The sequence below is a fragment of the Amycolatopsis coloradensis genome (assembly GCF_037997115.1).
In the GTDB taxonomy this organism is placed as follows: domain Bacteria; phylum Actinomycetota; class Actinomycetes; order Mycobacteriales; family Pseudonocardiaceae; genus Amycolatopsis; species Amycolatopsis coloradensis_A.
This window is the reverse complement of record NZ_CP150484.1, coordinates 2,745,700-2,768,938: the sequence shown is the minus strand read 5'-3', so window position 1 is coordinate 2,768,938 and position 23,239 is coordinate 2,745,700. Positions and strand designations below refer to the sequence as shown.

Sequence of the window (23,239 nt, the reverse complement as noted above, 5' to 3'; positions counted from 1 at the left end):
ATCTCTTCGACCTGCTGATCATCGTGCTCCCGCTGATCCGGCAGCTGCGTCTGCTCCGGCTGGTCACGGTGCTCAACGTCCTCAACCGCAACGCCGGCCTGTCGTTGCGCGGCCGCGTCGTGGTCTACACGGTGGGCGCGACGGCGCTCATCGTGTTCCCGGACGCGGTGTGGTGGTCGATCACGACGATCATCACGGTCGGCTACGGCGGCCGCTATCCCGTCAGCGGCACCGGCCGGCTCGTCGCGGTCGGGCTGATGGTGGCCGGGATCGCCCTGCTCGGTGTGGTCACCGCGACGCTCGCGTCGTGGCTGATCCGCCGGGTGACCGAGGCCGACGAGAACGCGCAGGCCGTGACCCGTGAGGTCAAGGCGTCGCGGGCCGAGCTCGCCGCACAGCGTGCGGTGGTCAGTCCCGCAGCATCGGAGCCGCTAGGTACTGCTCGGGGATGGCGAAGGCGTCCACGAGGGTCCGCGCGTGCGGGCGCAGGTCGGCGCACAACGCGTTCACCGCGGCGGTGACGGCCTTCGAGCGCCCGGAGGTCAGGCGCCCGTGTTCGAGGAACCAGCCCCGATCGGCCTCGATGTTCGCGAGCGCGTAGAGGTCGCAGACCCGCTCCAGCAGCTCACGGGCTTCCGCGTCGGCGCAGCGCTCGATGGCGTCGACGAACGCTTCGAGCACCACCCGGTCGACGTGCGCGCGCCCGGCGCGCAGCACGTGATCCTGCGCGTCATTGAAGACACCGAAGGGGTCCGAACCCGCCTTACGCAGGCGCTGCGCGACGCCGCCGAGTACGTGCTCTTCGCGGTCTTCGAACAGCTTCAGGTGCCATTCGCGCGAGTAGAGGACGTCGCCGTCATCCGCTTCGGTGAGCCGCTCGACCACCTTCCTCGCGGACGTCCGTTCGATCACGGCCTCGACGAGCTGCTCGGCCACGAACCGCGCGGTCGCGAGCGGGCTGAGGTCCTCGAAATGATCCTTGTAGCTGGTCAGCAACCCTTTCGCGACCAGTTGCAGCAGCACGGTGTTGTCACCCTCGAAGGTGGTGAAGACGTCCGTGTCCGCTTTCAGCCCGGCGAGCAGGTTCTCCGAGAGATAGCCGGAGCCGCCGCATGCCTCACGGGCGGCCTGGATGGTCGCGGTCGCGTGCCAGGTCGAGACGGCCTTGATGCCGGCGGCGCGTGATTCCAGCTCTCGCTGCTCTTCCTCCGGCGCGTCCTCGGCGAGGTCGTTCAGCTTCGAGACGAGTGCTTCCTGCGCGAAGTGCAGTGCGTACGACGTCGCCAGCGCGGGCAGCAGTTTCCGCTGGTGGGCGCGGTAGTCGAGGATGACGACCTCCTCGCCGCCGGGCCGCGCGAACTGCCGCCGCTGCTCGCCGTACCGGATGGCCAGTGCGAGCGCGCGCTTCGTCGCGCTGCCGGCGCTGCCCGCGACACTGACCCGGCCGCGGATGAGGGTTCCGAGCATCGTGAAGAACCGGCGGCCGTCGCTTTCGATCGGACTGCTGTACGTGCCGTCCTCGGCGACGTCACCGAACCGGTTGAGCAGTGCCTCGCGCGGAACCCTCACCTGGGTGAAGGTGAGCCGCCCGTTGTCGACGCCGTTGAGACCCGCCTTGCGGCCGCAGTCCTCGATCTCGACGCCGCGCGCCTTCCCGCCGCGGATCGGCACCAGGAACGCGTGCACGCCGCGCGACTCGCCACCGGTGATCAGCTGCGCGAACACCACCGCGAGCTCGCCGTCGCGGGCGGCGTTGCCGATGTACTCCTTCATCGCGCCCCGGTCCGGCGTGTGCACGACGAACTCGCGTGTCGCCGGGTCGTAGGTCGCGGTGGTGCGCAGGTGCTGGACGTCCGAGCCGTGACCGTGCTCGGTCATCGCGAAGCAGCCCAGCAGCTCCAGGTCCTTGATCTTCCGCAGGTAGCGCTCGTGGTGGCGTGCGGTGCCGAGCAGCTGCACCGCACCGCCGAACAGACCCCATTGGACACCGGCCTTCACCATCAGCGAGAGGTCGCCGAATCCCAGCATCTCGAACGACGTCAACGCACCACCGACGTCGCCGCCCCCGCCGTACTCCGGGTCGAAGCCGAGCCCCGGCCGGTCGGTGCGGGCGAGCAGCCGCAGCCATTCGAGCACCTGGGCGCGATGGGCTTCGGTGTCGATGTCGACCGGGTCTTTGAAGTACTCCGCCGCCATCTGCGCGCGCACCGCGCGGCGGAGCCCGGCCCACCGTCCATCGAGGACGGTGGTCAGCGCGTCCGGGTCGATCTTCGCGGGAAGTCCTGGTGTGTCCACGATTCCTCCGATGCGGTGCGGTCTGCGTTCAGCCTGCCGCACCGCATCGGGGGGCGCAGCACGAATCAGACCGGCCGCCCGTTGATCGTCGTGTTCTCGAACCGCAGGTCATCGACGTGTNGCAGCACGAATCAGACCGGCCGCCCGTTGATCGTCGTGTTCTCGAACCGCAGGTCATCGACGTGTTTCAGGACGTTTTCCGTGTTCGCGACGCCGTCGAAGCGGCACTCGCTCACCCGCAGTCCCCGAACGTGTGAGTTGGGCAACCCTCGGACGTCGAACGCCGCTTGCCCGCATCTCGTGCTCGCGGAGTGGCTGATGGTGAACGGCCCGAACCGAGGGACGTACGCGCCGGTCTGTCCGTTGTAGTCCGGCAGGACGTACGCGACCGAGCGGACGAACGTGCCGGAGACACTGTGGAGGTTGACGTTTTCGGTGAAACCGCCGCGCAAGGTGTTCGACTTGACGTACAGCCCGTATTTCGTCTCGCCGGTGACGGTGAGGTTGTACGCGTAGACGTCGCGGATGCCGCCGGTCTGCTCGCTGCCGCAGGTGATCGCGCCCCAGTTCCCGTCCATCACGCAGTTCGCGACGACGATGTTCCGGCACGGCACGCCGACCCTGCGCCCGTCGTCGTCCCGGCCCGCCTTGAGCGCGACGTTGTCGTCGTGCGCCCCGAGGTGGGAGTTCACGATCACCACGTGGTCGCAGGACTCCGGATCGCAGGCGTCGGTGTTGGAACGCGCGGTGCTCGCGTCCGTGCGGACGCCGTCGATCGTGACGTTCCGGCACAGCGTGGGATGCAGCTGCCAGAACATCGGGTTCTTCAGCGTGATGCCCTGGATGAGCACGGTGTCGCACGAATACGGCTCGACGAACGTGGACCGCATGGCGTGCCCGGAACCGGGAACGATCCGCTTCTCCGGCGGGATTCCGTCGGCCACCAGCGCTTCCAGGTACTCACGGTCCTTGCCCTTGTTCCAGGACGCCGTGCCCGCCGCGTCGAGCGTGCCCTGCCCGGTCACCGCGATGTTGGATTCCTGGTACGCGTAGATCATCGGCGACCGGTTCACGCACTCGATGCCCTCGTAGCGGGTGAGCACGTTCGGGAACTTCGAGGCGTCGGAACCGAAGGCGAGCACGGCGCCCGCCTTGAGGTGCAGGTCCACGTTGCTCTTGAGATACACGGCGCCGGTGACGAAGGTGCCTTTCGGCACGACGACGTGCCCACCGCCGCGTGCGTTGGCCGCGTCGATCGCCTTCCTGATCGCGGCGGTGTTGTCGGTCTTCCCGTCACCCTTGGCGCCGAAGTCGAGCACCGAGAAAATCCGGTCCGGGAAGACCGGCCGTTTCGTCCGCGCGACGATGTCGTTGGCCGCCGGCCACGGGAGAGCTGGGGCCGCCCAGGCGGTGGGCGCGAGCAGTGGGCTCGCGGCCACCACGAGACCGCCCTTGATCAGCCAACGCCGGGGGAATCTGCCGTCCATGACGCCTTCTTTCGCAAGAGGACTTCGGTGAAGACGGCGGAATCCCGACTCTACGGGCGGGCCCCGGCCTCAGGAAAGGTCCGGTCCCTGTGAGCGGAGATCGTCGACCTTGGTCATCGCCTCCCGAAGCTCGGCGAGCCACGCGTCCGCGTGCTCCCCGACCAGCCGGACCGCCCAGGCGAGCGCCTCCGACCGCGACCGCGCGACGCCGGCGTCGACGAGGGTGTCGAGGACCAGGCGTTCCGGCTGCCGCAGCCTGGTCATGACCGGTGCCGAATGCGTGGTGAACAGGTGCCTCGTGCCGCCGAGGCTCGCGCCCCAGGCGACCTTGCGCTGATACCGGTGCTCGGCCTGGCGCGCGATCTCGATCCGCTCGTCGCGGGTCTCCTCGCGGAACCGGCTGATCCGGCCGTCTTCGGCCGCCGCGCGGGCGGCGGCGTCGGCGTGGTCAGCGGTGAGCGGCTGGAGCTCGCCGACGATGACGATCTCCTCGCGATCCACCGTGACCTCGGGATCCCCGGTGAACCAGCCCTCCGGGAGCCTGCCGCCGAACCACGCGGCCGCGTCGTCCGCCGACGGGATGTCCGCCTGCTGCCAGCCGCCCCGGCCCTTCCAGCCTCCACGTCCCATCTGCCTCGCCGTCCTGAAGTAGGTGTGCATGCTCGCCTCCGCGATTACATGATTACAACGCTACCGACGCTACGCGCGCATCAAGGGAGAGTCAGGTGTGTTCTCCCCCGGCGAAAAGGAATCAGCCGAGCTGAGAGCGCAGTTCCTCGGCGGTCGTGACGGGCCGTTCGCACACGTACCCACGGCATACGTACGCGGCGGCGGCACCGTCGACCAGCGGCCGATCGGCCAGCAGCGGTACTCCGTCCGCGTCCGGCGTGCCGCTCACGACGACGGCGCCGTCCGGCGACGAAGCGAGGGCGGCGGCCAGCAGATCCGCGCGTGCAGCGGTATCCGGACCGACGACCGCCACCTGCACCGGGCCGGCAGCGGCGGCTTCGGCGACCGTGAGCCAGTGCCCGGCGAACCGCGGCGCGTGGGCGGCGAGCCGTCCCGCCCGGGCCAGCGCCTGCTCGGCCGCCTCGCGGTAGCGGCCCGCCCGGTCGTGCCCGGCCAGCACGGACGCGGTCAGCAACGCGTTCGCCAGCGCCGAAGCCCCCGACGGGCTCGCGTTGTCGGTCGGGTCGGAAGGCCGCTGCACCAGGACTTCCGCGTCGTCGGCCGTGTCGTAGTAGGCCCCCGTCGCGTCCGGCACACCGAAGTGGGCCAAGGCGAGGTCCAGCAAGGTGATGGCGTCGGCGAGCCACCGCGGTTCCCCGGTCGCCTGGTGGAGTTCGAGCACCCCCTCGGCGAGGCACGCGTAGTCCTCCAACACCCCGGCCGTCGTGCCGACGACGCCGTCGCGGGAAGTCCGGCGCAGGCGTCCGGCCACGAAATGGTTGTCCATCAGGAAAGCCGCCGCGCGAGCCGCCGCTTCGATCCACTGTGGACGATCGAGCCGCGCGCCCGCTTTGGCGAGCGCGCCGATCGCGAGCCCGTTCCACGCGGCGATCACCTTGTCGTCGCGGGCGGGCTGGGGTCGCTCGTTTCGCGCGGTCAGCAACACGCGGCGAACTCGCTCATAACGCATTTCGTCCTCTGGATGCGGCTCGCGCAGCCGCAGTGTCGAAGCACCATGCTCGAAATTGCCCCGCTCGGTCACCTGGAACAGCTCGGCCGCCCACGCGCCGTCCTCCTCGCCGAGCACTTCGGCCAGTTGCGCGGGAGTCCAGACGTAGGTCAGCCCCTCGACGCCATCGGTGTCCGCGTCGAGCGACGCGGCGAAACCGCCTTCGGCCGTCCCGAGGTCGCGCAGCAGGAACTCCGCGGTCTCTTCGACCGTCCGCCGCGCGTACTCATGCCCGGTCACCCCATGGAACTGCGCGTAGAATCGCAGCAGCAAACCGTTGTCGTACAACATCTTCTCGAAGTGCGGCACTTCCCAGCGCGCGTCGACCGAGTAGCGCGCGAACCCTCCGGCGAGCTGATCGCCGAGGCCGCCCGTCGCCATCGCTTCGGCCGTGTGCTCGACCATGTCGAGGCCGGAACCGGTGCGCTCGTGGTGACGCAGCAGGAAGTTCAACGCCATCGTCGGCGGGAACTTCGGCGCTCCCCCGAATCCGCCGTTCCCGGTGTCGTACTCCTTGCGCAGCGTGGCGACCGCGGAATCCAGCGCGGCACCGTCCACAACGGACTCCTGCAGTGGCCCGCTCTTCTCAGTGAGGTGGGCGATGATCTGCCGGGCACCGGAACGCAATTCGTCCGGGCGTTCGCCCCAGGCTTCGGCCACCGCGACGAGCAGCTGCGAGAACGACGGCATCCCCGGCCGCGGTGACGGCGGATAGTAAGTGCCGCAATGGAACGGTTCACCCTCCGGCGTCAGGAAACACGTCATCGGCCAGCCGCCCTGGCCGGTCATCGCCTGCGTGGCCGCCATGTACACCGAGTCGATGTCCGGGCGCTCCTCACGGTCCACCTTGATGTTGACGAAGTTCGCGTTCATCAGCGTGGCGGTGGCCTCGTCCTCGAAGGACTCGTGCGCCATGACGTGACACCAGTGGCAAGCCGCGTAGCCGACCGAAAGCAGGATCGGCACGTTCCGCCGTTTGGCCTCGGCCAGCGCTTCCTCACCCCACGGCCACCAGTCCACCGGGTTGCCGGCGTGCTGCAGCAGGTACGGACTGGTCGCGGCCTTCAGGCGGTTCGACATGTCACCAGGGTCGCACGCGGAAAAGCGGGCGCGCAGAACGGCCTTCTGCGCGACACTCATCCGGTGCTCCTGACCATGACGACCACTCGGAACCCCGCCACCGACCTGGGCTTTCTCCTGCACAAGCATCCGGAGAAGGCGCAGTCCTTCACGCTCTCGGCCGGAACGGCCCACGTCTTCTACCCCGAGGCGTCCGACGAGCGCTGCACCGTCGCGCTGCTGGTCGAGATCGACCCGGTCGAGCTCGTGCGCGGGGGCGGCACGTCGCTGACCCAGTACGTCAACGACCGGCCGTACGCGGGCGGCTCGTATCTGGCGGGTGGCGCTGCGGGCGGTCTTCACGACGGCGCTGGCGGGCCGGTGCGCGAACCGGCCGGAGCTGGCCGACGAGCGGCTCCCGCTGGAGATCCGCGTGCCGTCGCTGACCGCGCGCGGCGGCGCCGAGGTCGTCCACAAGCTGTTCGAACCCCTCGGCTGGCAGGTCGAAACGAAGGCCATCCCCCTCGATCCCGAATTCCCGCAGTGGGGCGATTCCCGCTACGTCGATCTCCAGCTGACCGGCACCCAGCGCGTCGTCGACGCGTTGCGGCACCTGTACGTCCTGCTGCCCGCGCTCGACGGCGACAAGCACTACTGGATCGGCCAGGACGAAGCGGACAAGCTGCTGCGCGTCGGCGAAGGCTGGCTCGCCGGGCATCCGGAACGCGACCTGATCACCAACAGGTACCTCGAACGACGTCGCCCGATCGTCTCGTACGCGCTCGCCCGACTCGCCGAGGCGGACGACGTGCCGGCCGAAGCCGAGGCCCTGGTCACCGAGCTGCCGGACCGGCCAGAGCCGCTGGCCGTCCAGCGCCAGGGCAGTGTGCTCGCGGCACTCCGGGCGGCGGGCGCGCGGCGTGTGCTCGACCTCGGCTGCGGTGGTGGCGCGCTGCTGCGGGTGCTGCAGAAGGAGCCGTCGTTCACCGAGATCGTCGGCGTCGATGTGTCCGCGAGCGCGCTCGACATCGCCGAAAAGCGGCTGAAGGACAAGACGCGGATCACCCTGAAGCAGTCCGCGCTGACGTACGCGGATCCGTCGCTGGCCGGATACGACGCGGCCGTGTTGATGGAGGTGATCGAGCACGTCGACGAGGAGCGCCTGCCCGCGCTGGAGCACGCCGTGTTCGGTGTCGCCGCGCCGCGGACCGTGCTCGTCACGACGCCGAACGCCGAGTACAACCGGCACTTCGAATTCCTCGGAGAAGGCCGGTTCCGGCACGCCGACCACCGTTTCGAATGGACACGCGCGCAGTTCCGCTCGTGGGCCGAAGGCGTCGCGGCACGACACGGCTACGACGTCCGCCATCTGCCGGTGGGACAGGAGTCCCAGGAATCAGGACCGCCGACCCAAATGGCGGTCTTCACGTCTCGAAAGGAGGCCGTGGCATGAAACTGGCCATCCCCGACATGTCCCTCGTCGTGCTCGTCGGCGCCTCCGGCTCCGGCAAGTCGACCTTCGCGCGGACGCATTTCGCGCCGACGCAGGTGTTGTCCAGCGACTACTTCCGAGGTCTGGTGGCCGACGACGAGAACGACCAGAGCGCGTCGGCCGCCGCGTTCGACGTGCTCCACTACGTCGCGGCGAAGCGGCTCGAAGCGGGCCGGATCACCGTCATCGACGCGACGAACGTCCAGCGCGCGTCCCGGGCGAGCCTGCTGAAGCTGGCGAAGGAGCACGACGTCCTCCCGACGGCGATCGTGCTGGATCTGCCCGTGAAGGTCTGCCACGAACGCAACGCGGCCAGGCCCGACCGCGACTTCGGCGAGCACGTCGTCCGGCGTCAGCGCGGCGAGCTGCATCGTTCGCTGAAGTCGTTGGAGCGCGAGGGTTTCCGTCGCGTGCACGTGTTGCGGAGCGAAGCCGAGGTCGCCGAAGCGGAGATCGTCGTCGAGCCGCTGCGCAACGACCGCCGCGAGCTGACCGGGCCGTTCGACGTGATCGGCGACGTCCACGGCTGCCGGGAGGAATTGGACGAACTGCTCACCGAACTGGGTTACGTCGACGGCGTGCACCCGGAAGGCCGGACCGCGGTGTTCGTCGGCGACCTCGTCGACCGCGGCCCCGACACGCCGGGGGTGCTTCGCCGGGTGATGGCGATGGCCGAGGCGGGCAGCGCGCTGGTCGTCTGCGGGAACCACGAGCAGAAACTGGTCCGCGCGCTGAACGGGCGCAACGTCAAGACGACGCACGGTCTCGCGGAGTCGCTGGAACAGCTTGCCGCACAGGACGAGGACTTCCGCGCGAAGGCGCACGCTTTCTGCGAAGGCCTTATCGCGCACTACGTCCTCGACGGCGGCAACCTTGTCGTCGCACACGCGGGCCTGCCCGAGAAGTTCCACGGGCGCGCGTCCGGCCGGGTCCGGAGCACCGCGCTGTACGGCGACACCACCGGTGAGACCGACGAATACGGCCTGCCGGTGCGGCTGCCGTGGGCGCGCGACTACCGCGGCAAGGCGATGGTCCTCTATGGACACACGCCGACGCTGGAACCGGAGTGGATCAACGGGACCATGTGTCTCGACACGGGCTGCGTCTTCGGCGGCGAGCTGACCGCTTTGCGTTACCCGGAGCGGGAAGTCGTCTCGGTGAAGGCCAAGAAGGTCTGGTACGAGCCGTCACGCCCGCTCGAACCGGCGCGGCCGCTGGGCGGACGCGAACCGGCGGTGCTGGAACTGGGCGACGTCACCGGGAAGCGGATCATCGAGACGCGGCACCACGGCCGGGTCGGGGTTTCCGCCGAACAGTCGGCGGCGGCGCTCGAGGTGATGAGCCGCTTCGCCGTCGACCCGCGCTGGCTGCCGTACCTGCCGCCGACCATGGCGCCGTGTTCGACGTCCGCCACGGACGGCTACCTCGAACATCCCGAGGAGGCTTTCGCCGAGTTCCGCGCGGCGGGTGTCGACCACGTCCTGTGCGAAGAGAAGCACATGGGCTCGCGGGCCGTCGTGCTCGTGTGCCGTGACGACGACGTGGCGCCCGCGCGGTTCGGGATCCAGGGGCCGGGAGCGGTCTACACCCGCACCGGGCGGCCGTTCTTCACCCCGGACCAGAACGCGCGGCTGCTCGCCGGTGTGCGGGAAGCGGCGTCGGAACTGTTCGAGGAGCTGGACACCGGCTGGCTGCTGCTCGACACGGAGTTGCTGCCGTGGAGCGCGAAAGCGGGGTCGCTGATCTCGGGTCAGTACGCGGCCGTCGGCGCGGCGGCCCAAGCCGTGCTGCCCGCCGCCGTCGCCGCGCTGGACGCGGCCGCGGCTCGTGGGGCAGACGTGTCGGACCTGATGGAGCGGACACGGGTGCGCGAGTCCACTGTGGACGCGTACCGGCGGGCGTACCGGCGCTACTGCTGGCCGACCGACGGCCTCGACGGCGTCCGGCTGGCGCCGTTCCAGATCCTGGCGTCGGAGGGACACGCGTACCACGACCGGCCGCATGAGTGGCACCTTTCACTGCTGGACCGGCTCACCGGCGACCTGTTCATCCGCACGCGGACACTGGCCGTCGACACCACCGACCCGGCGTCGGTGGCGCGCGGCGTCGACTGGTGGCTGGACCTGACCGGCGCGGGCGGCGAGGGCATGGTCGTCAAACCGGCGGCGAACCTGACGCGCGGCGCGCGGGGGCTGGTGCAGCCGGGGGTGAAGGTGCGCGGGCGCGGGTACCTGCGGATCATCTACGGGCCGGACTACACGCTGCCGGAGAACCTGGAGCGGCTGCGTAAACGCGGGCTGAACCGGAAGCGGGCCCTGGCGTCACGCGAATACGCGCTGGGGCTGGAGGCACTGGAGCGGCTGGCGCGCGGGGAACCGCTGTGGCGGGTGCACGAGTGCGTGTTCGCCGTGCTGGCACTGGAGTCGGATCCGGTCGACCCGCGCCTCTGACGCGCTTTCGCTCGTGAGTGGTAAGGACGGTCAGAGCCAACGGTGTCTCAGGCACCACCTATTGATGTGGCGGCATTGGTCGTGAGTCCGTGAAGGCCTCCTTCCCTACCCTGAAGGTAAGGAAGGAGGCCAGATCGGAAGNGTGGCGGTGGCGTAGTGGGGCATGCCTCGTGAGTGGTAAGGACGGCTAGAACCGTCCTTACCACTCACGAGCGTCAGTCGGATTTGGCGGTCGGCTTCTCGGCCTTCGCCGCAGACTCCTCCGCGTCGGCTTTCGGATCCTCAGGAGCCTCCTCCGCCGGAGCGGCAGGCTCGTCGAAGCTCTCCGGAACCCGCTTCAGATGCTTGGTCATCGACCGCACCAGCAGCGCGACGGCGATCAGGAACAGGATCAGGATCAGGAAACCCACCGGCGACGACTTGCCGAAGTCCTCACCTTGGCCGCCGTTGTCGCCGTTGCCGGGCTGCTGCGCCAGGAACTGCGACGACACCGTCACCGGAACGACGGCGAACGCCGGCACCACGAAACTCATCTAGCCCTCCTTCAAGCCGGCGAACAGATCGTCCTCCGGCAGGGTGCTGTCCACCAGTGAGCGGACCAGCTCGTACTCCTCGGTCGGCCAGACCTCGCGCTGCAGGTCGCGGGGGACGGCGAACCAGCGGCTGTTCGGGTCGATCTGGGTGGCGTGCGCCTTGAGGGCCTCGTCACGCTGCTCGAAGTAGTCGCCGCATTCGACGCGGGTGGTCACCCGCTCCATGACGTCGGCCTTCTCCGGGTCCCACGACTTGAGCCACTCCTCGTACGGCGACTCGAGGCCACGCGCGAGCAGGGCCTCGTGGAACACCGTCATCCTGGCGCGCGAGAACCCGTGCACGTAGTACAGCTTCATCGGCTGCCACGGCTCGCCCGCGTCCGGGTAGCGCCCCTCCTCGCCGGCGGCGTCGAAGGCCGCGACCGAGATCTCGTGCGTGCGGATGTGGTCGGGGTGCGGGTACCCGCCGTTCTCGTCGTAGGTGACGATCACGTGCGGGCGGAACTCGCGGATGACCTTCACCAGCACACCGGTGGACTCCTCGAGCGGGATGACCGCGAACGAGCCCTCCGGCACCGGGGGCAGCGGGTCGCCCTCGGGCAGGCCCGAGTCGACGAACCCGAGCCAGGTGTGGCTCACGCCGAGGATCTTGGCCGCGCGGGCCATCTCCTCCCGGCGGATCTCGGTCATGTTGGCCAGTACGTCGGGACGGTCCATGGCCGGGTTCAGCACACTGCCCGCTTCGCCGCCGGTACAGGTCACGACCATGACCTCGTGCCCTTCGGCGGCGTACCTGGCCATGGTGGCGGCACCCTTGCTCGACTCGTCGTCGGGGTGCGCGTGCACCGCCATCAGGCGGAGGCGTGACTTCGGCGGTTCATTGGCTGACACCATGCTCCGAACGTCCCCTTCTCGTTCCCTATTCCCCTGCGACCCTGCCTGACGGCCCGCCCGGCCGGGCGCGGATACTCGAGGGGAACCACTCGCATACGACCTCATTGTCCCTGCGAGCACGACGAGACCTACCGGAGGCCCGGGTTGAGCACGGGACAGGACGCTCCCAGCGCGGAAAGCACCCGGACGGACGTGCCCGAGGACCGCTACGGCAAGACCCGCGCCGCGAAGCCCGCACGCTGGCGGCGCCTGGTGTTCGGCCTGGTCGCGCTGCTGGTCAGCGGCGGAATCGCCTATGTCGCGTACACGAACTTCGGCAGCGCGCCCATCGAGGGCGAGCGCGTCTCGTTCGATGAGAAACCGGGCGACGCGATGGAGATCACCATCAACGTGACCAGGGACGATGTGAACCGGCCTGGCGTGTGCGTCGTCCGGGTCCGCGACAAGGCGGGGGCCGAAAGCGGCCGTAAAGAGGTCTTGATTCAGCCTGGTTCGAAGAACAGCAGGGTGACAACCACCATCAAGAGCATCGGAAGGCCGGTCACGGCTGATATCTTCGGGTGCTCATACGACGTACCACGGTACCTGTCAAGGCCATAGCGGCCAACGGGGTGAAACCGGCGCCCAACGCCGAGGCGCGACCGAATTCCACCGGCGGCGATGCCTCGCGCCGTGTTACTCTGATCTACCGGCACGGCCCAAGACGGGCCGTGTTTTTCCTTTATCTCAGCCAGGCCGGCGCGCCATGCCGGTCCGGTGGCCGGCTTGTACACCCAAGCCTGGCAGGCCCTACTAGGAGATGGTGACCGTGAGCGACACAAAGGTGACCTGGCTGACCCAGGATGCCTACGACAGGCTCAAGCAGGAACTCGACCACTACATCGAGCTCCGCCCGGTCATCGCTGCGAAGATCAACGACAGCCGGGAAGAGGGCGACCTCAAGGAGAACGGCGGTTACCACGCCGCCCGTGAAGAGCAGGGCCAGCACGAGGCCCGCATCCGCCACCTCCAGGAGCTCCTCCGCTCGGCCAAGGTGGGCGAGCCGCCCGCCAACGACGGCAGCGCGGGACCGGGCAAGGTCCTCACCGTGCGTTACGACGGTGACGACGAAGACGAGAACTTCCTCTTGGCGACCCGTGAAGAGGGCACCGAGGGCGACCTGGACGTCTACTCGCCGGAGTCCCCGCTCGGCAAGGCGCTGCTCGGCGCCAAAGAGGGCGAAACCCGCGAGTACGAGCTGCCCAACGGCAGCATCCAGAAGGTGACGCTGGTCAAGGCGGTGCCGTACACCGGCAAGTGAGCCTCCGCGCGCTGTTTTCAGCCGAAGGCCCAGGGAAATCGATGAAGGGGCGCCCTCCGCACACAACGCGAGTCGGATGCGGGCGGCGCCTCTTCGGCGTCACCCGGCCCGATATGGCCGGGCACGCATATGAGCCGTTAGCGTGACCTCCGGAGAATTCTGGAGGGAATCATGAGCGAGCTACCGATCTGCGTCGCCTGCGGCATGCAGTACGCGGAACCCAGGTCCGACTGCCCGATCTGCGAGGACGAACGTCAGTACGTCCCGCAGGCCGGGCAGCGCTGGACCGATCTGAACACCGTCCGCGCGAGCGGGACGTACACGGCTCGCGTCGAGGAGCAGGGACCCGGCCTCATCGGGGTCGGATCCACTCCCAACTTCGCCATCGGCGAGCGGGCGCTGCTGGTCAAGGCCGGATCCGGCAACTTCCTGTGGGACTGCGCGGGCTACATCGACGACGATCTGGTCGCGAAGGTCCGCGAACTCGGCGGGATCACCGGCATCGCGATCAGCCATCCGCACTACTACACCACGATGGTCGAGTGGGCCCACGCCTTCGACGCGCCCATCTACCTGCACGAGGGCGACCGGCAGTGGATCGGCAGGCCGGATCCGGCGATCAAGCTGTGGAGCGGCGCGACCCTCGACGTCGCCCCCGGCCTGCGGCTGATCAACCTCGGCGTGCATTTCGCCGGCGGGACCGTGCTGCACTGGCCGGACGGCGAGAACGGCCGCGGCGCGGTGCTCTCGGGCGACATCCTGCAGGTCATCCCCGACCGCCGCTTCGTCGGCATGATGTACAGCTATCCGAACCTGATCCCGGAACGTCCCGAGGTCGTCCGCCGCGCCGCCGAGATGCTCGAACCGTACGAGTTCGAGGCGATCTACGGCGCTTGGTGGGACGCGATCATCCGCACCGACGGGCACGAGGCGGTCCAGCGGTCGGCGAAGCGGTACCTGAGCCAGGTCGGCTAGCTTCGCGCCAGCCGTTCCAGCAGCGGCCGTACGCGCGGCGGGACCGGCGTCGACAACGCGATCGACGTCGACGTCCGCCGCACGTACGGCGCGCCGACCACCTCGTCCACCACACGCTGCAGGTCGTCGTTGTTGCGCGCCACCATCCGCACGAAAAGGTCGCCCTGGCCGGTCGTCGCGTAGACCTCGCACACCTCGTCGATCGCGGACAGCGCCTCCGCGACCTCGGCCCGGCGGCCCTGCGCGATCTCCAGGACGGCGAAGGCGGTGAGGCCGTACCCCATCGCCGCGAGGTCGAGTTCGGGCGGGAACCCGCCGAGGATCCCGCGTTCGGTCAGCCGGTCCAGCCTGGCCTGCACGGTGCCACGCGCGACACCGAGACGGCGGGCGCATTCGAGCACGCCGAGCCGGGGGGAGTCGGTGAGCAACAGCAGCAGCCGCGCGTCCAGCGCGTCGAGTGCTTCCGACATCGGGCCTACCTCCTACGCAGGTTGTCCACTTTGACTGCGCCACCCGGCCCTCGACTGGTCATAGTGCGCAGTAAAATCTTTGACCGTTGCGCATTTTGTCACGCGCTCGGATGCTTCAGGGCATGACGCACACAGTGGAACCCCAGGGTGCTCTTGACGACGTGAGCTACGACCAGCTGCGTCAGCTCGTCGGCCTCGTCGATCACGACTCTTCGACCGACCCCTTCCCGGTGAAGTCGATGGACGCGGTGGTGTTCATCGCGGGCAACGCCACGCAGACCGCGTGGTTCTACCAGGTCGCTTTCGGCATGCGGCTCGTCGCGTACTCCGGCCCCGAGACCGGGAACTTCGAGCGCAAGTCGTTCGTGCTGAAGTCGGGCTCGGCCCGCTTCGTGATCACCGGCGGCGTCAAGCCCGATTCCCCGCTGCTCGACCACCACCGCCGCCACGGCGACGGCGTCATCGACCTCGCGCTCGAGGTCGCCGACGTCGACCGGTGCATCGAACACGCCCGCTCGCAGGGCGCCACCGTCCTCGAGGAGCCGCACGACGTCTCCGACGAGCACGGCACCGTGCGCATCGCCGCGATCGCGACCTACGGCGAGACCCGCCACACGCTGATCGACCGGTCGAAGTACACCGGCGTCTACCTGCCCGGCTACGAGCCGCGCGAGAGCAGCGTCGTCCGCCCGGAAGGCGCGCCGAAGCGGCTGTTCCAGGCCGTCGATCACTGCGTAGGCAACGTCGAACTCGGCAAGATGGACTACTGGGTCGACTGGTACCACCGCGTCATGGGCTTCGTGAACATGGCGGAGTTCGTCGGCGACGACATCGCGACCGAGTACTCGGCACTGATGAGCAAGGTGGTCTCCAACGGCAACCACCGTGTCAAGTTCCCCCTCAACGAGCCGGCGATCGCCAAGAAGAAGTCGCAGATCGACGAGTACCTCGAGTTCTACGGCGGCGCGGGCTGCCAGCACATCGCGCTGGCCACCAACGACATCGTCGCGACGGTGACCGCGATGCGCGCCGCGGGCGTCGAGTTCCTCGACACCCCGGACTCCTACTACGACGACCCGGAGCTGCGCGCGCGGATCGGCGAGGTCCGGGTGCCGATCGAGACGCTCAAGGCGCACCGCATCCTGGTCGACCGCGACGAGGACGGCTATCTGCTGCAGATCTTCACCAAGCCGATCGGCGACCGCCCGACGGTGTTCTACGAGCTCATCGAGCGGCACGGTTCGCTCGGCTTCGGCAAGGGCAACTTCAAGGCCCTGTTCGAGGCCATCGAGCGTGAGCAGGAGCGCCGCGGCAATCTCTGACCCCGGCAGTTCGCAGGGAGTGAAAGGGCTCTTCATCGCACTTTGTGCGGTGAGGGGCCCTTTCGCTGCGTGACGGGGCCGACTTTGTCGTGCCTGAGTGGTACACCGGATGAGCACTAGGCTGTTCGACGCAACTTCGAGCACACCGGAACCGGTGGCGTCTTCGGACCGTCAGTGTGAAGACGTCAGCATGCAGCTTTGGAAGGGTCCCGATGCCGGACAACGTCGACGCCAGCGAACGAATGGTGGACAACTGGACGAAGCAGATCCAGGAGACCGCCGCGCGCTACCAGGCGATGGCCGCACGCATGCAGGGCCAGACCGTGACCGAGCGGTCGAAGGACAACACCATCGAGGTCACGATCGACTCGAAGGGCCTGCTCACGAACCTGGTCATCTCCGAAGCCGCGAGCGGCAAACGGATGGCGGAGGTCTCGTCACAGGTCATGCGCCTCGTCCAGCTCGCGCAGTCCCGGATCCCGGAGCTGCTGCAGGCGGCGATGGCCGAGACGGTCGGGACCACCGACGAGACGGCGAACCGGGTGATCGCGGAGGCGCAGAGCACCTTCCCGGAGGCCCCGCCGGAGGAGGACCTCGCACCGCCGGAACCCGAGCGGCACCACCGCTTCGGCCCGGAGGAGGAAGAGCCCCCGCCGCCCGCGCAGGCGAATCCACCTCAGCCGAAGCCGATCCCGCGCCGCCGCCGCACACAGGACGACGATGACGACGAGTTCGGCGGCAGCATTCTTTCGTAGACGTCCATCCGGCCTGGTAGAGGGGAGAAACCATGGCAGGCAAGGGTTATGAGCTCGGCGCCGACCTCGACGCGCACGCCAAGCAGATCGACGGCATCGCCGACGGCCTGCGCACGGCCGTCGACGCCGCGCAGCAGGTGAGCATGCCGACCGACGCGTACGGCATCATCTGCCAGCCGTTCCGGATGATGCTCGACCCGGTCGAGGAGTTCGGCATCAACGCGCTGAACAAGGCCGTCGAGGCCGCGACGGCGGTGGCGAACAACGTGCGGTCCGCGTCGAACGCCTACCAGACGCAGGACGAGAACTTCGCCGCCGAATTCAAGAACGTGCAGGTGCCTGACTGATGCCTGAGGGAAACCCGCTCGTCGCGAAGGCACCGACCGACGGCGACGGTCCCGGACCGCTGACGGCCGGGAACAGCGAGTACGGCTACGCGGCGGGCATCGGCGTCGCCGAGTCGGCCATGGACGCCTTCAACGGCATCTCGAACGGTGACTGGATCGGTGGCGGGCTCGGCGTGCTGAGCCTCGCCGGCGAGATGGCCAGCGCCGCGATCGACCCGTTCGGCTACCTGATGTCGTCGGTGGCGTCGTTCCTGATGGAACACATGCAGCCGCTCAAGGACATGCTGGACGCGGTCGCCGGCGATCCGCCGGTCATCCAGTCGTACTCCGAAACCTGGGGCAACGTCGCCAAGAAACTGGAAGACACCCAGGTCGAGTTCTCGAACGCGGTCAAGAACGGCACGTCCGGCTGGACGGGCGACGCGGCCGACCAGTACCGCAAGCAGGCCGCGGAACAGGCCGAGGCGATCAGCGGCGCGGCGACGGTCGCGGGGGCGATCAGCACCGTCGTGATGATCTTCGGCGAGATCGTCGCGTTCGTCCGCGAGTTCATCCGCCAGCTGATCGCGGACGCGGTCGGCAAGCTCATCGCGTGGGTCATGGAGACGGTGTTCTCCCTCGGCTTCGGCACCCCCGTGGTGGTCGCGCAGGCCGTCACCGCGATCGCCAAGTGGGCCGCGAAGATCGCCGACAAGCTCAAGGAACTCTGCGACGCGATGCGGCGGGTCTCACCGCTGCTGGGCAAGCTGGCCGACGTCTTCGAGAAGATCATCAAGATCTTCGGCAAGATCGCGGGCAAGGTCACCGGCCTCGACGTGATCAACACCAGGAACATCAAGCCGGGCGGGTTCATCCAGCGCGGTGGCAGCGGCGGCGGATCCGGTGGGACCGGCGGTGGCGGCTCGGGCTCCGGCGACGGCCCGGACGGCGACGGTTCCGGTTCCGGCAGCGGCGACGGGTCCGGCAGCGGCTCCAACGGCGACAACTCCGGGGGCAACTCCGGCGACACCAACAGCGGCCCGAACGATGGCTCCAGCGGAGACACCCCGTCGAACACCACCCGCGGTGGTGACGGTGGCGGCTCGTCCACCCGCTCCGACGCCGGCTCTCCCAACCGTACCGGCGACGGACCGTCCACTTCGGACGGAAACTCCGCCGGTGGTGATGGTTCCCCCAGCACCGCCCGTTCCGACACGTCGACGCCGCACACCCGGTCCGACGGTGGCTCTCCCGGAGACTCCGCCACCCCGAACCGCGCGTCCGATGGCGGCTCGCCCACCCCGAACCGCCCGGACACCGGCGGATCGCCCGCCCCGCACACGCGGACGGACACCGGCGGCTCCCCCAGCCACACCCCCGACAGCGGCTCCCCGGCACCACACACCCGCGCCGACACCGGCAGCTCCCCGAGCCACACCCCTGATGCCGGTTCGCCCGCCCCGCACACGCGGACGGACACCGGCGGCACCCCGAGCCACACCCCCGACAGTGGCTCGCCCACCCCGCACACGCGGACGGACACCGGCGGCTCCCCCAGCCACACCCCCGACAGCGGCTCCCCGGCACCACACACCCGCGCCGACACCGGCAGCTCCCCGAGCCACACCGGCGACGGCGGCGGCTCGCCCCGGACACACGGCGGTGACGGCGGCTCGCCCACTCCTCGGTCCGACCCGTCGCCCGGCCACCACGGCGGCAACGACGGCGGCAGCCCCACCCGGCCGACCGACAGCGGAACGACGACGAGCGGCACCGCGCCCACGGCACCACGCCTCGGCGACGCCGGCCCGTCACATATGCCTTCGCAGCGCGGCGGTCCCGGCGGCGACGCTTCGCACGGTGTCCCGCCGCAGGGCGGCCAGCCGATCGCCGGCGGCATGCCACCGCAAGGCGCTCCGGGTGGCACGCCCGTCGGCACCCCGGGTTCGCCCGGCGGCAGGCAGCAGGGTGGCGGCTGGACGGGAACGCCCGGTTCGCCGCGCACCCCGGACACGAACGCCCCGCGCACACCCGACACCCACACCGGCCCCAGCCGCGGTCCCGGCCAGACCGGTCCCGGCGGACGGCCGAACCAACCGCATCAGCCGCAGCCGGTCGCCCGGGGCAACGACTTCGGCCCCGGCGTCCAGCCGCACACTGGCTCACCGAGCACACATGGCCCGGGCAACCGGCCCGGCGGCACGGGTCCCGGCAACACCGGTCCGGGCGGGCGCGGCCCCGGTGGTCACTCCGGGCCGCCGCGTTCGCCGGACGGTCACGGCCCCGACGGGCACGGACCGCGCCAGGACCCGAACGGTCACCCCGACGGCACACCGCACGACCGCGGGCCCGACGTCGAGCCGGATCGTCCGCTGACGCCGGACGAGGTCAACCAACGGCATTCCGAGAGCACTCCCGCGGGCAGCTCGTACCACCGCGGCGACTCGGACATGGGCGACCTGCCGCACCGCGTCCAGCCGGATCCGGACGGCCGCTACACCGTCGACGTGCACGTGACGCCGGACGGGCACGCCCGGATCGGCAACCGCACCTACACCCCGGAAGAGTTCGCGGACATCCTGCGCCGCAACGGGGATTACGACGGCCGCCCGATCCGGCTGATCGGCTGCGACGCCGGCTCGAACGACTTCGCGCGCCGTCTGTCGCGGGAGCTCGACACCGAAGTGATGGCGCCGAGCAAGCCGGCCTGGACCGACTCGAACGGGCGTGTCTTCTCGTCCGACTACGAGATCGGTCCCGACGGCCGCCCCCGGCCCAAGATCCCGCCGAACGGCGAATGGGACGTCCACAGCCCCGACGGCACCGCCCGCCGGGCGAGCGACGACGGCTTCACCCCGGACACCTCGCACGCGGACAAGCAGGACGTGGACGCCGACAGCTCCCGCAGCCGCGGTGACGGCGACGACGACACCTCGTCCCGGCGCGACCAGCCGCCGCCGGGCGCGGACCCCGACACGACACCCCGGCGTCAGGACCCCCCGCCCAGCGCGGACACCGACACCGGCATCCCCAAGGACCGAAACCCGCATTCGGTTCAACAGGAAGCCGATCTGCTCGACGACACCCGTCAACAGAACATCCATCGCAACCCGCAGCACCAGAGCGATTTCGACCCGCCGACCCCACCGAACGCCACCCCTTCGCGGATCGGCGGGCCGGACCCCGACACCGACATCCGGCCGCCTGCCCGTGGCGAACGGTTCCCCGGCGAGCAGAAACTGGAGCGCAACCGGGCGTACGAGGTCTTCGACGACGCCGGAAACCGGCGCGGTGTCTACCACACGGACGGCACCGGCCGGGTCACCCACATCGACACCCATCACCCGAACGAACAGCCGCGCGTCAAGAAAGAGGACGCGAACGGCAACGTCGTCTACGAACCGAACCCGAAGTACAACCCGAATCCCGACGTCGCGGACCCCCACCCGAACACGACGTACCGGGTGGAGATCGAGGGCAGGCACCAGACGTTCGCGACGGACGCGGACGGGGTCCCGCATCCGTCGGTGAAGTTCCACCGGCCGGACTTCGTGGGCGACCCGGTCACGGTCGGGCCCGGTCACCCCCACGCGCCGGACCCCAAAGCGTCTTTCGCGAGCGGCGGTCCGTACGCACCGCACACCCAGTACAAGGTCACGGACTCGGCGGGCGTGCACCGCGGCACCTTCTACACCGACGCCAAGGGACACGTCCGATGGGCGGACCTCGAGTCCGGCCGGATGATGCGCACCAACCCGGACATCGACGCGAATCGGAAGCACGGCATCGGCGAAGGCGACCCCATCGTCCGCCAGCGCCTCGACCCGAAAGCCGAAGTACCGCACGGTGCGAAGGATCCGGACCGTTTCCGCGGCAACGAGCAGGTGGACGTCACCCTCCGCCGTGGCGAGTCGTTCCTCGATTCCTTGCCCAAGGACGCGGATGGAAAGCCGCAGCTCGAACCGAACAAGAAGTACGTCGTCAGCAGCGAGTACCGGAATCCCGGTCGCGAGACGCACACACGGTCGATCTATTGGACCGACGAGCACGGCAACGTCGTCGTCGAGACCTATCGGCCGTCGAGCCCCGACCTCAACAATCCGGCGCCGAACATGGTCTACAACGTCGACGGCGGAAAGTTCGTCTACCACACCGGCCCCGAATTCGACGGCGGCAAGGTGGACACGGTGCGCGGGCGTGCCAACGATCTGAAACTGCAGGAAGACGGCGCGGCGCCGAACCGGGACCCGTCGGCACAGGACACGTCGAACAAGCAGGCCGCGGGGACGCCGGGCAAGTACGACGGCGGCCATCTGTTCGGCAAGCAGTTCGACAGTCCCGGTGAGCTGCTGAACATGATGGCCCAGTGGCGGCCACAGAATCAGGGCCGGAAGATCGCGGGGCCGGATCACTGGCACGCCTTCGAAAGCGACCTCGCCAGCTTCCTCGAGAAGGACAAGAACCGGAAAATCGAAGGTATGGAAGTCTTCCCGATGCGGGACGGCAGCCAGGTGCCGCACACGATCCAAGTACGCTGGATCGAGGTCGACGAGTTCGGCAACCGCAACGTCCACATGCGCAGCTTCCCCAACAATCCCCCGGCGAGTACGTGATGACCGCGGTGGCACCAGAAGAAAGGAACCCCTCCGATGCCCCGTGACGCGGAAGAGCTCCAGCAGCTGAAGTACGACATGGTTTACGCGCTGTCGGACGCCGCGCCCGAGGGTTGGCGCCGGATCGACCTGGTCTGCCGCGCCAACGTCGACGTGCACGACTTCACCATCGCCGTGCTGATGGGCGACGGCGGGTACGCGACCATCGAGGTACCGCAGGAGGCCGTGCGGATCGCGCTCCGGATGCGGGAGCTGTACTACGAGGACGGCGAGGGAACCTGGTTCTCCATGCGGTTCATCGTCGATCCGCCGACCCGGTTCCGGATCATCCACAACCTCGAATGGGATCCGCGGTGGCAGCCGTCGATCGATCCCCTCGGCTGGGCGCGGGACCTGGAGGCGTTTCCGCGGGACGCCGAGTACATCCCGGCGTGGCTGCGCGAGAAGCTCGCCGAGGCGGGGCAGCCGGTCGCCGCACCGGCGGCGGAAGAACGCGGCGAGCCGCTCGACTCGGCCGAACAGAACCGGCTCTGGGTCCGGATCGCGAACGTCGTCGCGCTGAACGTCCCGACCGACTGGGCGCAGGTCATGCTGACCTATCGCGTGATCGGCGGCTACACCGAGCTGGTGGTGATGGTCCGCCGGGACAGCGACGGCGGTCTTCAGCTGTGGGATCCGCCAGAGCAGGTTCCCTTGCTCCTGGCCGAACTCAGGAGCGGGATGTACCGGCCCGGCCGGGGGACGTGGTTCCAGGCCGTCGCCCACGTCCCGCACGACCTGAGCGCGGAATACGAGTACACCTGGGACGACGAACCCGCTTGGGACGGCGAGCCGCCCGCCGCGGAATTCGCCGCCGAACTGACCGCCTTCCCCCGCGATCCGGCACGGGTCCCGGACTGGCTGAACGAACGGCTCGCCGCCGGGCGGCCGGCCGGTGGAGACGAGGACCCCGAAGCCGTCGCCAAGGAAGCCCTCGACGTGGCCGCCGAATTGGAGCTGGATCCGGCCCGGTACCGCGTGGGCGAGGTGGCCGACGGCGCTTGGTGCCTTGTGGCCGAAGAGGGTGGCTGGGCGGTTTTCCAGGCACAGGGCGAGAACCGGCTCGAAGAGGTCGTCTTCGACACAGCACGGAAGGCGCTCCGGTACTTCGTCGGGCACCTCTACCTGAACCAGGCCGAGTTCCGCGGCGAACTCCCCCCGGACGCCAAGCGGCCGACCGAGGACTGGCCGATCCAGCCCGTCGGCGGTGACGTCGGGCTTCAGTTGTACGGCGGGAAACGGGTAGCGACCCTGCCGCCGGGCACCGAGATGGACCGCTACGGCGCTCCGTCCGGAAACACGCTCTACGCGGCACGCACCGAGTTCACCCATCGATCGCAGCCCGCCGAAGAGCAGCGGTTCGAGTACCACGTGTACCGGACGCTCCGTCCCGTGCGCGCGATCGTCGGATCGCCGATCCCCTGGTACGACCAGGCCGGCGGCGGTACCGCGTACGTTCTCGAACGCTCGATCGCGGAATTGCTCGCCGACGGCTCCCTCGTGGAGATCCCGCAGGCGACGACGCAGCCCCCGCCGCCGCGGACCTGAGGG

At 69.3% G+C, this 23,239-nt stretch carries 17 protein-coding genes and 1 pseudogene; 11 read left to right on the top strand and 7 right to left on the bottom strand.

Annotated features, from left to right (window positions below; genetic code table 11):
• Positions 1 to 23: 23 nt before the first annotated feature.
• A complete protein-coding gene (locus LCL61_RS13120; RefSeq protein ID WP_340687090.1) occupies positions 24 to 521 on the top strand; it encodes a potassium channel family protein in 498 nt (165 codons plus the stop codon).
• On the opposite strand, the gene LCL61_RS13115 is transcribed toward LCL61_RS13120, so the two are convergent.
• From LCL61_RS13115 to LCL61_RS13100, 4 genes are all read right to left on the bottom strand, one after another.
• Complete coding sequence (locus LCL61_RS13115; RefSeq protein WP_340687089.1) at positions 409 to 2,295, bottom strand: acyl-CoA dehydrogenase; 1,887 nt, start codon at positions 2,293 to 2,295, stop codon at positions 409 to 411. The genes LCL61_RS13120 and LCL61_RS13115 overlap by 113 nt on opposite strands.
• A gap of 131 nt (positions 2,296 to 2,426) precedes the next feature.
• Positions 2,427 to 3,782 (bottom strand): glycoside hydrolase family 28 protein, encoded by a 1,356-nt coding sequence (locus LCL61_RS13110; RefSeq protein ID WP_340687088.1) that lies wholly within the window; start codon positions 3,780 to 3,782, stop codon positions 2,427 to 2,429.
• A gap of 69 nt (positions 3,783 to 3,851) precedes the next feature.
• Entirely contained in the window at positions 3,852 to 4,412 is a 561-nt protein-coding gene (locus tag LCL61_RS13105; protein WP_340688565.1) for a hypothetical protein, read from the bottom strand.
• A 121-nt stretch (positions 4,413 to 4,533) separates the two neighbouring features.
• Positions 4,534 to 6,540 carry a thioredoxin domain-containing protein gene (locus LCL61_RS13100; RefSeq protein ID WP_340688564.1) on the bottom strand — a complete coding sequence of 669 codons (2,007 nt, stop codon included), beginning with the start codon at positions 6,538 to 6,540 and terminating at the stop codon, positions 4,534 to 4,536.
• 63 nt (positions 6,541 to 6,603) lie between these two features.
• Here LCL61_RS13100 and LCL61_RS13095 point away from each other — a divergent pair.
• A pseudogene (locus tag LCL61_RS13095) lies at positions 6,604 to 7,972 on the top strand (3' terminal RNA ribose 2'-O-methyltransferase Hen1).
• A complete protein-coding gene (locus LCL61_RS13090) occupies positions 7,969 to 10,461 on the top strand; it encodes a polynucleotide kinase-phosphatase (protein WP_340687087.1) in 2,493 nt (830 codons plus the stop codon). Before LCL61_RS13095 ends, LCL61_RS13090 begins: the two are co-directional and overlap by 4 nt.
• Before the next feature lie 215 nt (positions 10,462 to 10,676).
• On the opposite strand, the gene LCL61_RS13085 is transcribed toward LCL61_RS13090, so the two are convergent.
• Both LCL61_RS13085 and mca read right to left on the bottom strand, forming a co-directional pair.
• The gene (locus LCL61_RS13085) at positions 10,677 to 10,994 is read right to left on the bottom strand and encodes a hypothetical protein (RefSeq protein WP_340687086.1); all 318 of its coding nucleotides are present in this window, start codon (positions 10,992 to 10,994) and stop codon (positions 10,677 to 10,679) included.
• Entirely contained in the window at positions 10,995 to 11,888 is an 894-nt protein-coding gene (gene mca, locus LCL61_RS13080; protein WP_340687085.1) for a mycothiol conjugate amidase Mca, read from the bottom strand.
• A gap of 144 nt (positions 11,889 to 12,032) precedes the next feature.
• Here mca and LCL61_RS13075 point away from each other — a divergent pair, with 144 nt between their 5' ends.
• The 3 genes from LCL61_RS13075 (at position 12,033) to LCL61_RS13065 (ending at position 14,163) form a co-directional block, all read left to right on the top strand.
• Entirely contained in the window at positions 12,033 to 12,488 is a 456-nt protein-coding gene (locus tag LCL61_RS13075; protein ID WP_125674051.1) for a DUF4307 domain-containing protein, read from the top strand.
• Positions 12,489 to 12,687: 199 nt separating this feature from the next.
• Entirely contained in the window at positions 12,688 to 13,188 is a 501-nt protein-coding gene (gene greA / locus LCL61_RS13070) for a transcription elongation factor GreA (protein ID WP_016337198.1), read from the top strand.
• A gap of 171 nt (positions 13,189 to 13,359) precedes the next feature.
• Positions 13,360 to 14,163: an MBL fold metallo-hydrolase gene (locus tag LCL61_RS13065; protein ID WP_340687084.1), complete on the top strand. Its 804-nt coding sequence runs from the start codon at positions 13,360 to 13,362 to the stop codon at positions 14,161 to 14,163.
• On the opposite strand, the gene LCL61_RS13060 is transcribed toward LCL61_RS13065, so the two are convergent.
• Positions 14,160 to 14,633, bottom strand: a complete 474-nt coding sequence (locus tag LCL61_RS13060; protein WP_034305441.1) for an Lrp/AsnC family transcriptional regulator — start codon at positions 14,631 to 14,633, stop codon at positions 14,160 to 14,162. The two genes, LCL61_RS13065 and LCL61_RS13060, sit on opposite strands and share 4 nt — an antisense overlap.
• A 122-nt stretch (positions 14,634 to 14,755) precedes the next feature.
• Between LCL61_RS13060 and hppD the strand changes: the two genes are divergently transcribed.
• The 5 genes from hppD (at position 14,756) to LCL61_RS13035 (ending at position 23,236) form a co-directional block, all read left to right on the top strand.
• A complete protein-coding gene (gene hppD, locus LCL61_RS13055; protein ID WP_340687083.1) occupies positions 14,756 to 15,955 on the top strand; it encodes a 4-hydroxyphenylpyruvate dioxygenase in 1,200 nt (399 codons plus the stop codon).
• 212 nt (positions 15,956 to 16,167) lie between these two features.
• Complete coding sequence (locus LCL61_RS13050; protein WP_340687082.1) at positions 16,168 to 16,710, top strand: YbaB/EbfC family nucleoid-associated protein; 543 nt, start codon at positions 16,168 to 16,170, stop codon at positions 16,708 to 16,710.
• Positions 16,711 to 16,742: 32 nt separating this feature from the next.
• Positions 16,743 to 17,057, top strand: a complete 315-nt coding sequence (locus LCL61_RS13045) for a type VII secretion target (RefSeq protein ID WP_219148401.1) — start codon at positions 16,743 to 16,745, stop codon at positions 17,055 to 17,057.
• Positions 17,057 to 21,649, top strand: a complete 4,593-nt coding sequence (locus tag LCL61_RS13040) for a DNA/RNA non-specific endonuclease (protein ID WP_340687081.1) — start codon at positions 17,057 to 17,059, stop codon at positions 21,647 to 21,649. The genes LCL61_RS13045 and LCL61_RS13040 overlap by 1 nt, the downstream gene beginning before the upstream one ends.
• A 36-nt stretch (positions 21,650 to 21,685) precedes the next feature.
• Positions 21,686 to 23,236 (top strand): TNT domain-containing protein, encoded by a 1,551-nt coding sequence (locus LCL61_RS13035; protein ID WP_340687080.1) that lies wholly within the window; start codon positions 21,686 to 21,688, stop codon positions 23,234 to 23,236.
• Positions 23,237 to 23,239 lie beyond the last annotated feature (3 nt).

Excerpts from the sequence above, each read along its gene's own strand:
- LCL61_RS13060 (WP_034305441.1), bottom strand. The coding sequence starts at position 14,633 with ATGTCGGAAGCACTCGACGCGCTGGACGCGCGGCTGCTGCTGTTGCTC.
- LCL61_RS13045 (WP_219148401.1), top strand. The coding sequence starts at position 16,743 with ATGGCAGGCAAGGGTTATGAGCTCGGCGCCGACCTCGACGCGCACGCC.
- LCL61_RS13050 (WP_340687082.1), top strand. The coding sequence starts at position 16,168 with ATGCCGGACAACGTCGACGCCAGCGAACGAATGGTGGACAACTGGACG.
- LCL61_RS13085 (WP_340687086.1), bottom strand. The coding sequence starts at position 10,994 with ATGAGTTTCGTGGTGCCGGCGTTCGCCGTCGTTCCGGTGACGGTGTCG.
- LCL61_RS13110 (WP_340687088.1), bottom strand. The coding sequence starts at position 3,782 with ATGGACGGCAGATTCCCCCGGCGTTGGCTGATCAAGGGCGGTCTCGTG.
- LCL61_RS13035 (WP_340687080.1), top strand. The coding sequence starts at position 21,686 with ATGCCCCGTGACGCGGAAGAGCTCCAGCAGCTGAAGTACGACATGGTT.
- greA (WP_016337198.1), top strand. The coding sequence starts at position 12,688 with ATGGTGACCGTGAGCGACACAAAGGTGACCTGGCTGACCCAGGATGCC.
- LCL61_RS13065 (WP_340687084.1), top strand. The coding sequence starts at position 13,360 with ATGAGCGAGCTACCGATCTGCGTCGCCTGCGGCATGCAGTACGCGGAA.
- LCL61_RS13040 (WP_340687081.1), top strand. The coding sequence starts at position 17,057 with ATGCCTGAGGGAAACCCGCTCGTCGCGAAGGCACCGACCGACGGCGAC.
- LCL61_RS13090 (WP_340687087.1), top strand. The coding sequence starts at position 7,969 with ATGAAACTGGCCATCCCCGACATGTCCCTCGTCGTGCTCGTCGGCGCC.
- LCL61_RS13100 (WP_340688564.1), bottom strand. The coding sequence starts at position 6,540 with ATGTCGAACCGCCTGAAGGCCGCGACCAGTCCGTACCTGCTGCAGCAC.
- hppD (WP_340687083.1), top strand. The coding sequence starts at position 14,756 with ATGACGCACACAGTGGAACCCCAGGGTGCTCTTGACGACGTGAGCTAC.
- mca (WP_340687085.1), bottom strand. The coding sequence starts at position 11,888 with ATGGTGTCAGCCAATGAACCGCCGAAGTCACGCCTCCGCCTGATGGCG.
- LCL61_RS13105 (WP_340688565.1), bottom strand. The coding sequence starts at position 4,412 with ATGGGACGTGGAGGCTGGAAGGGCCGGGGCGGCTGGCAGCAGGCGGAC.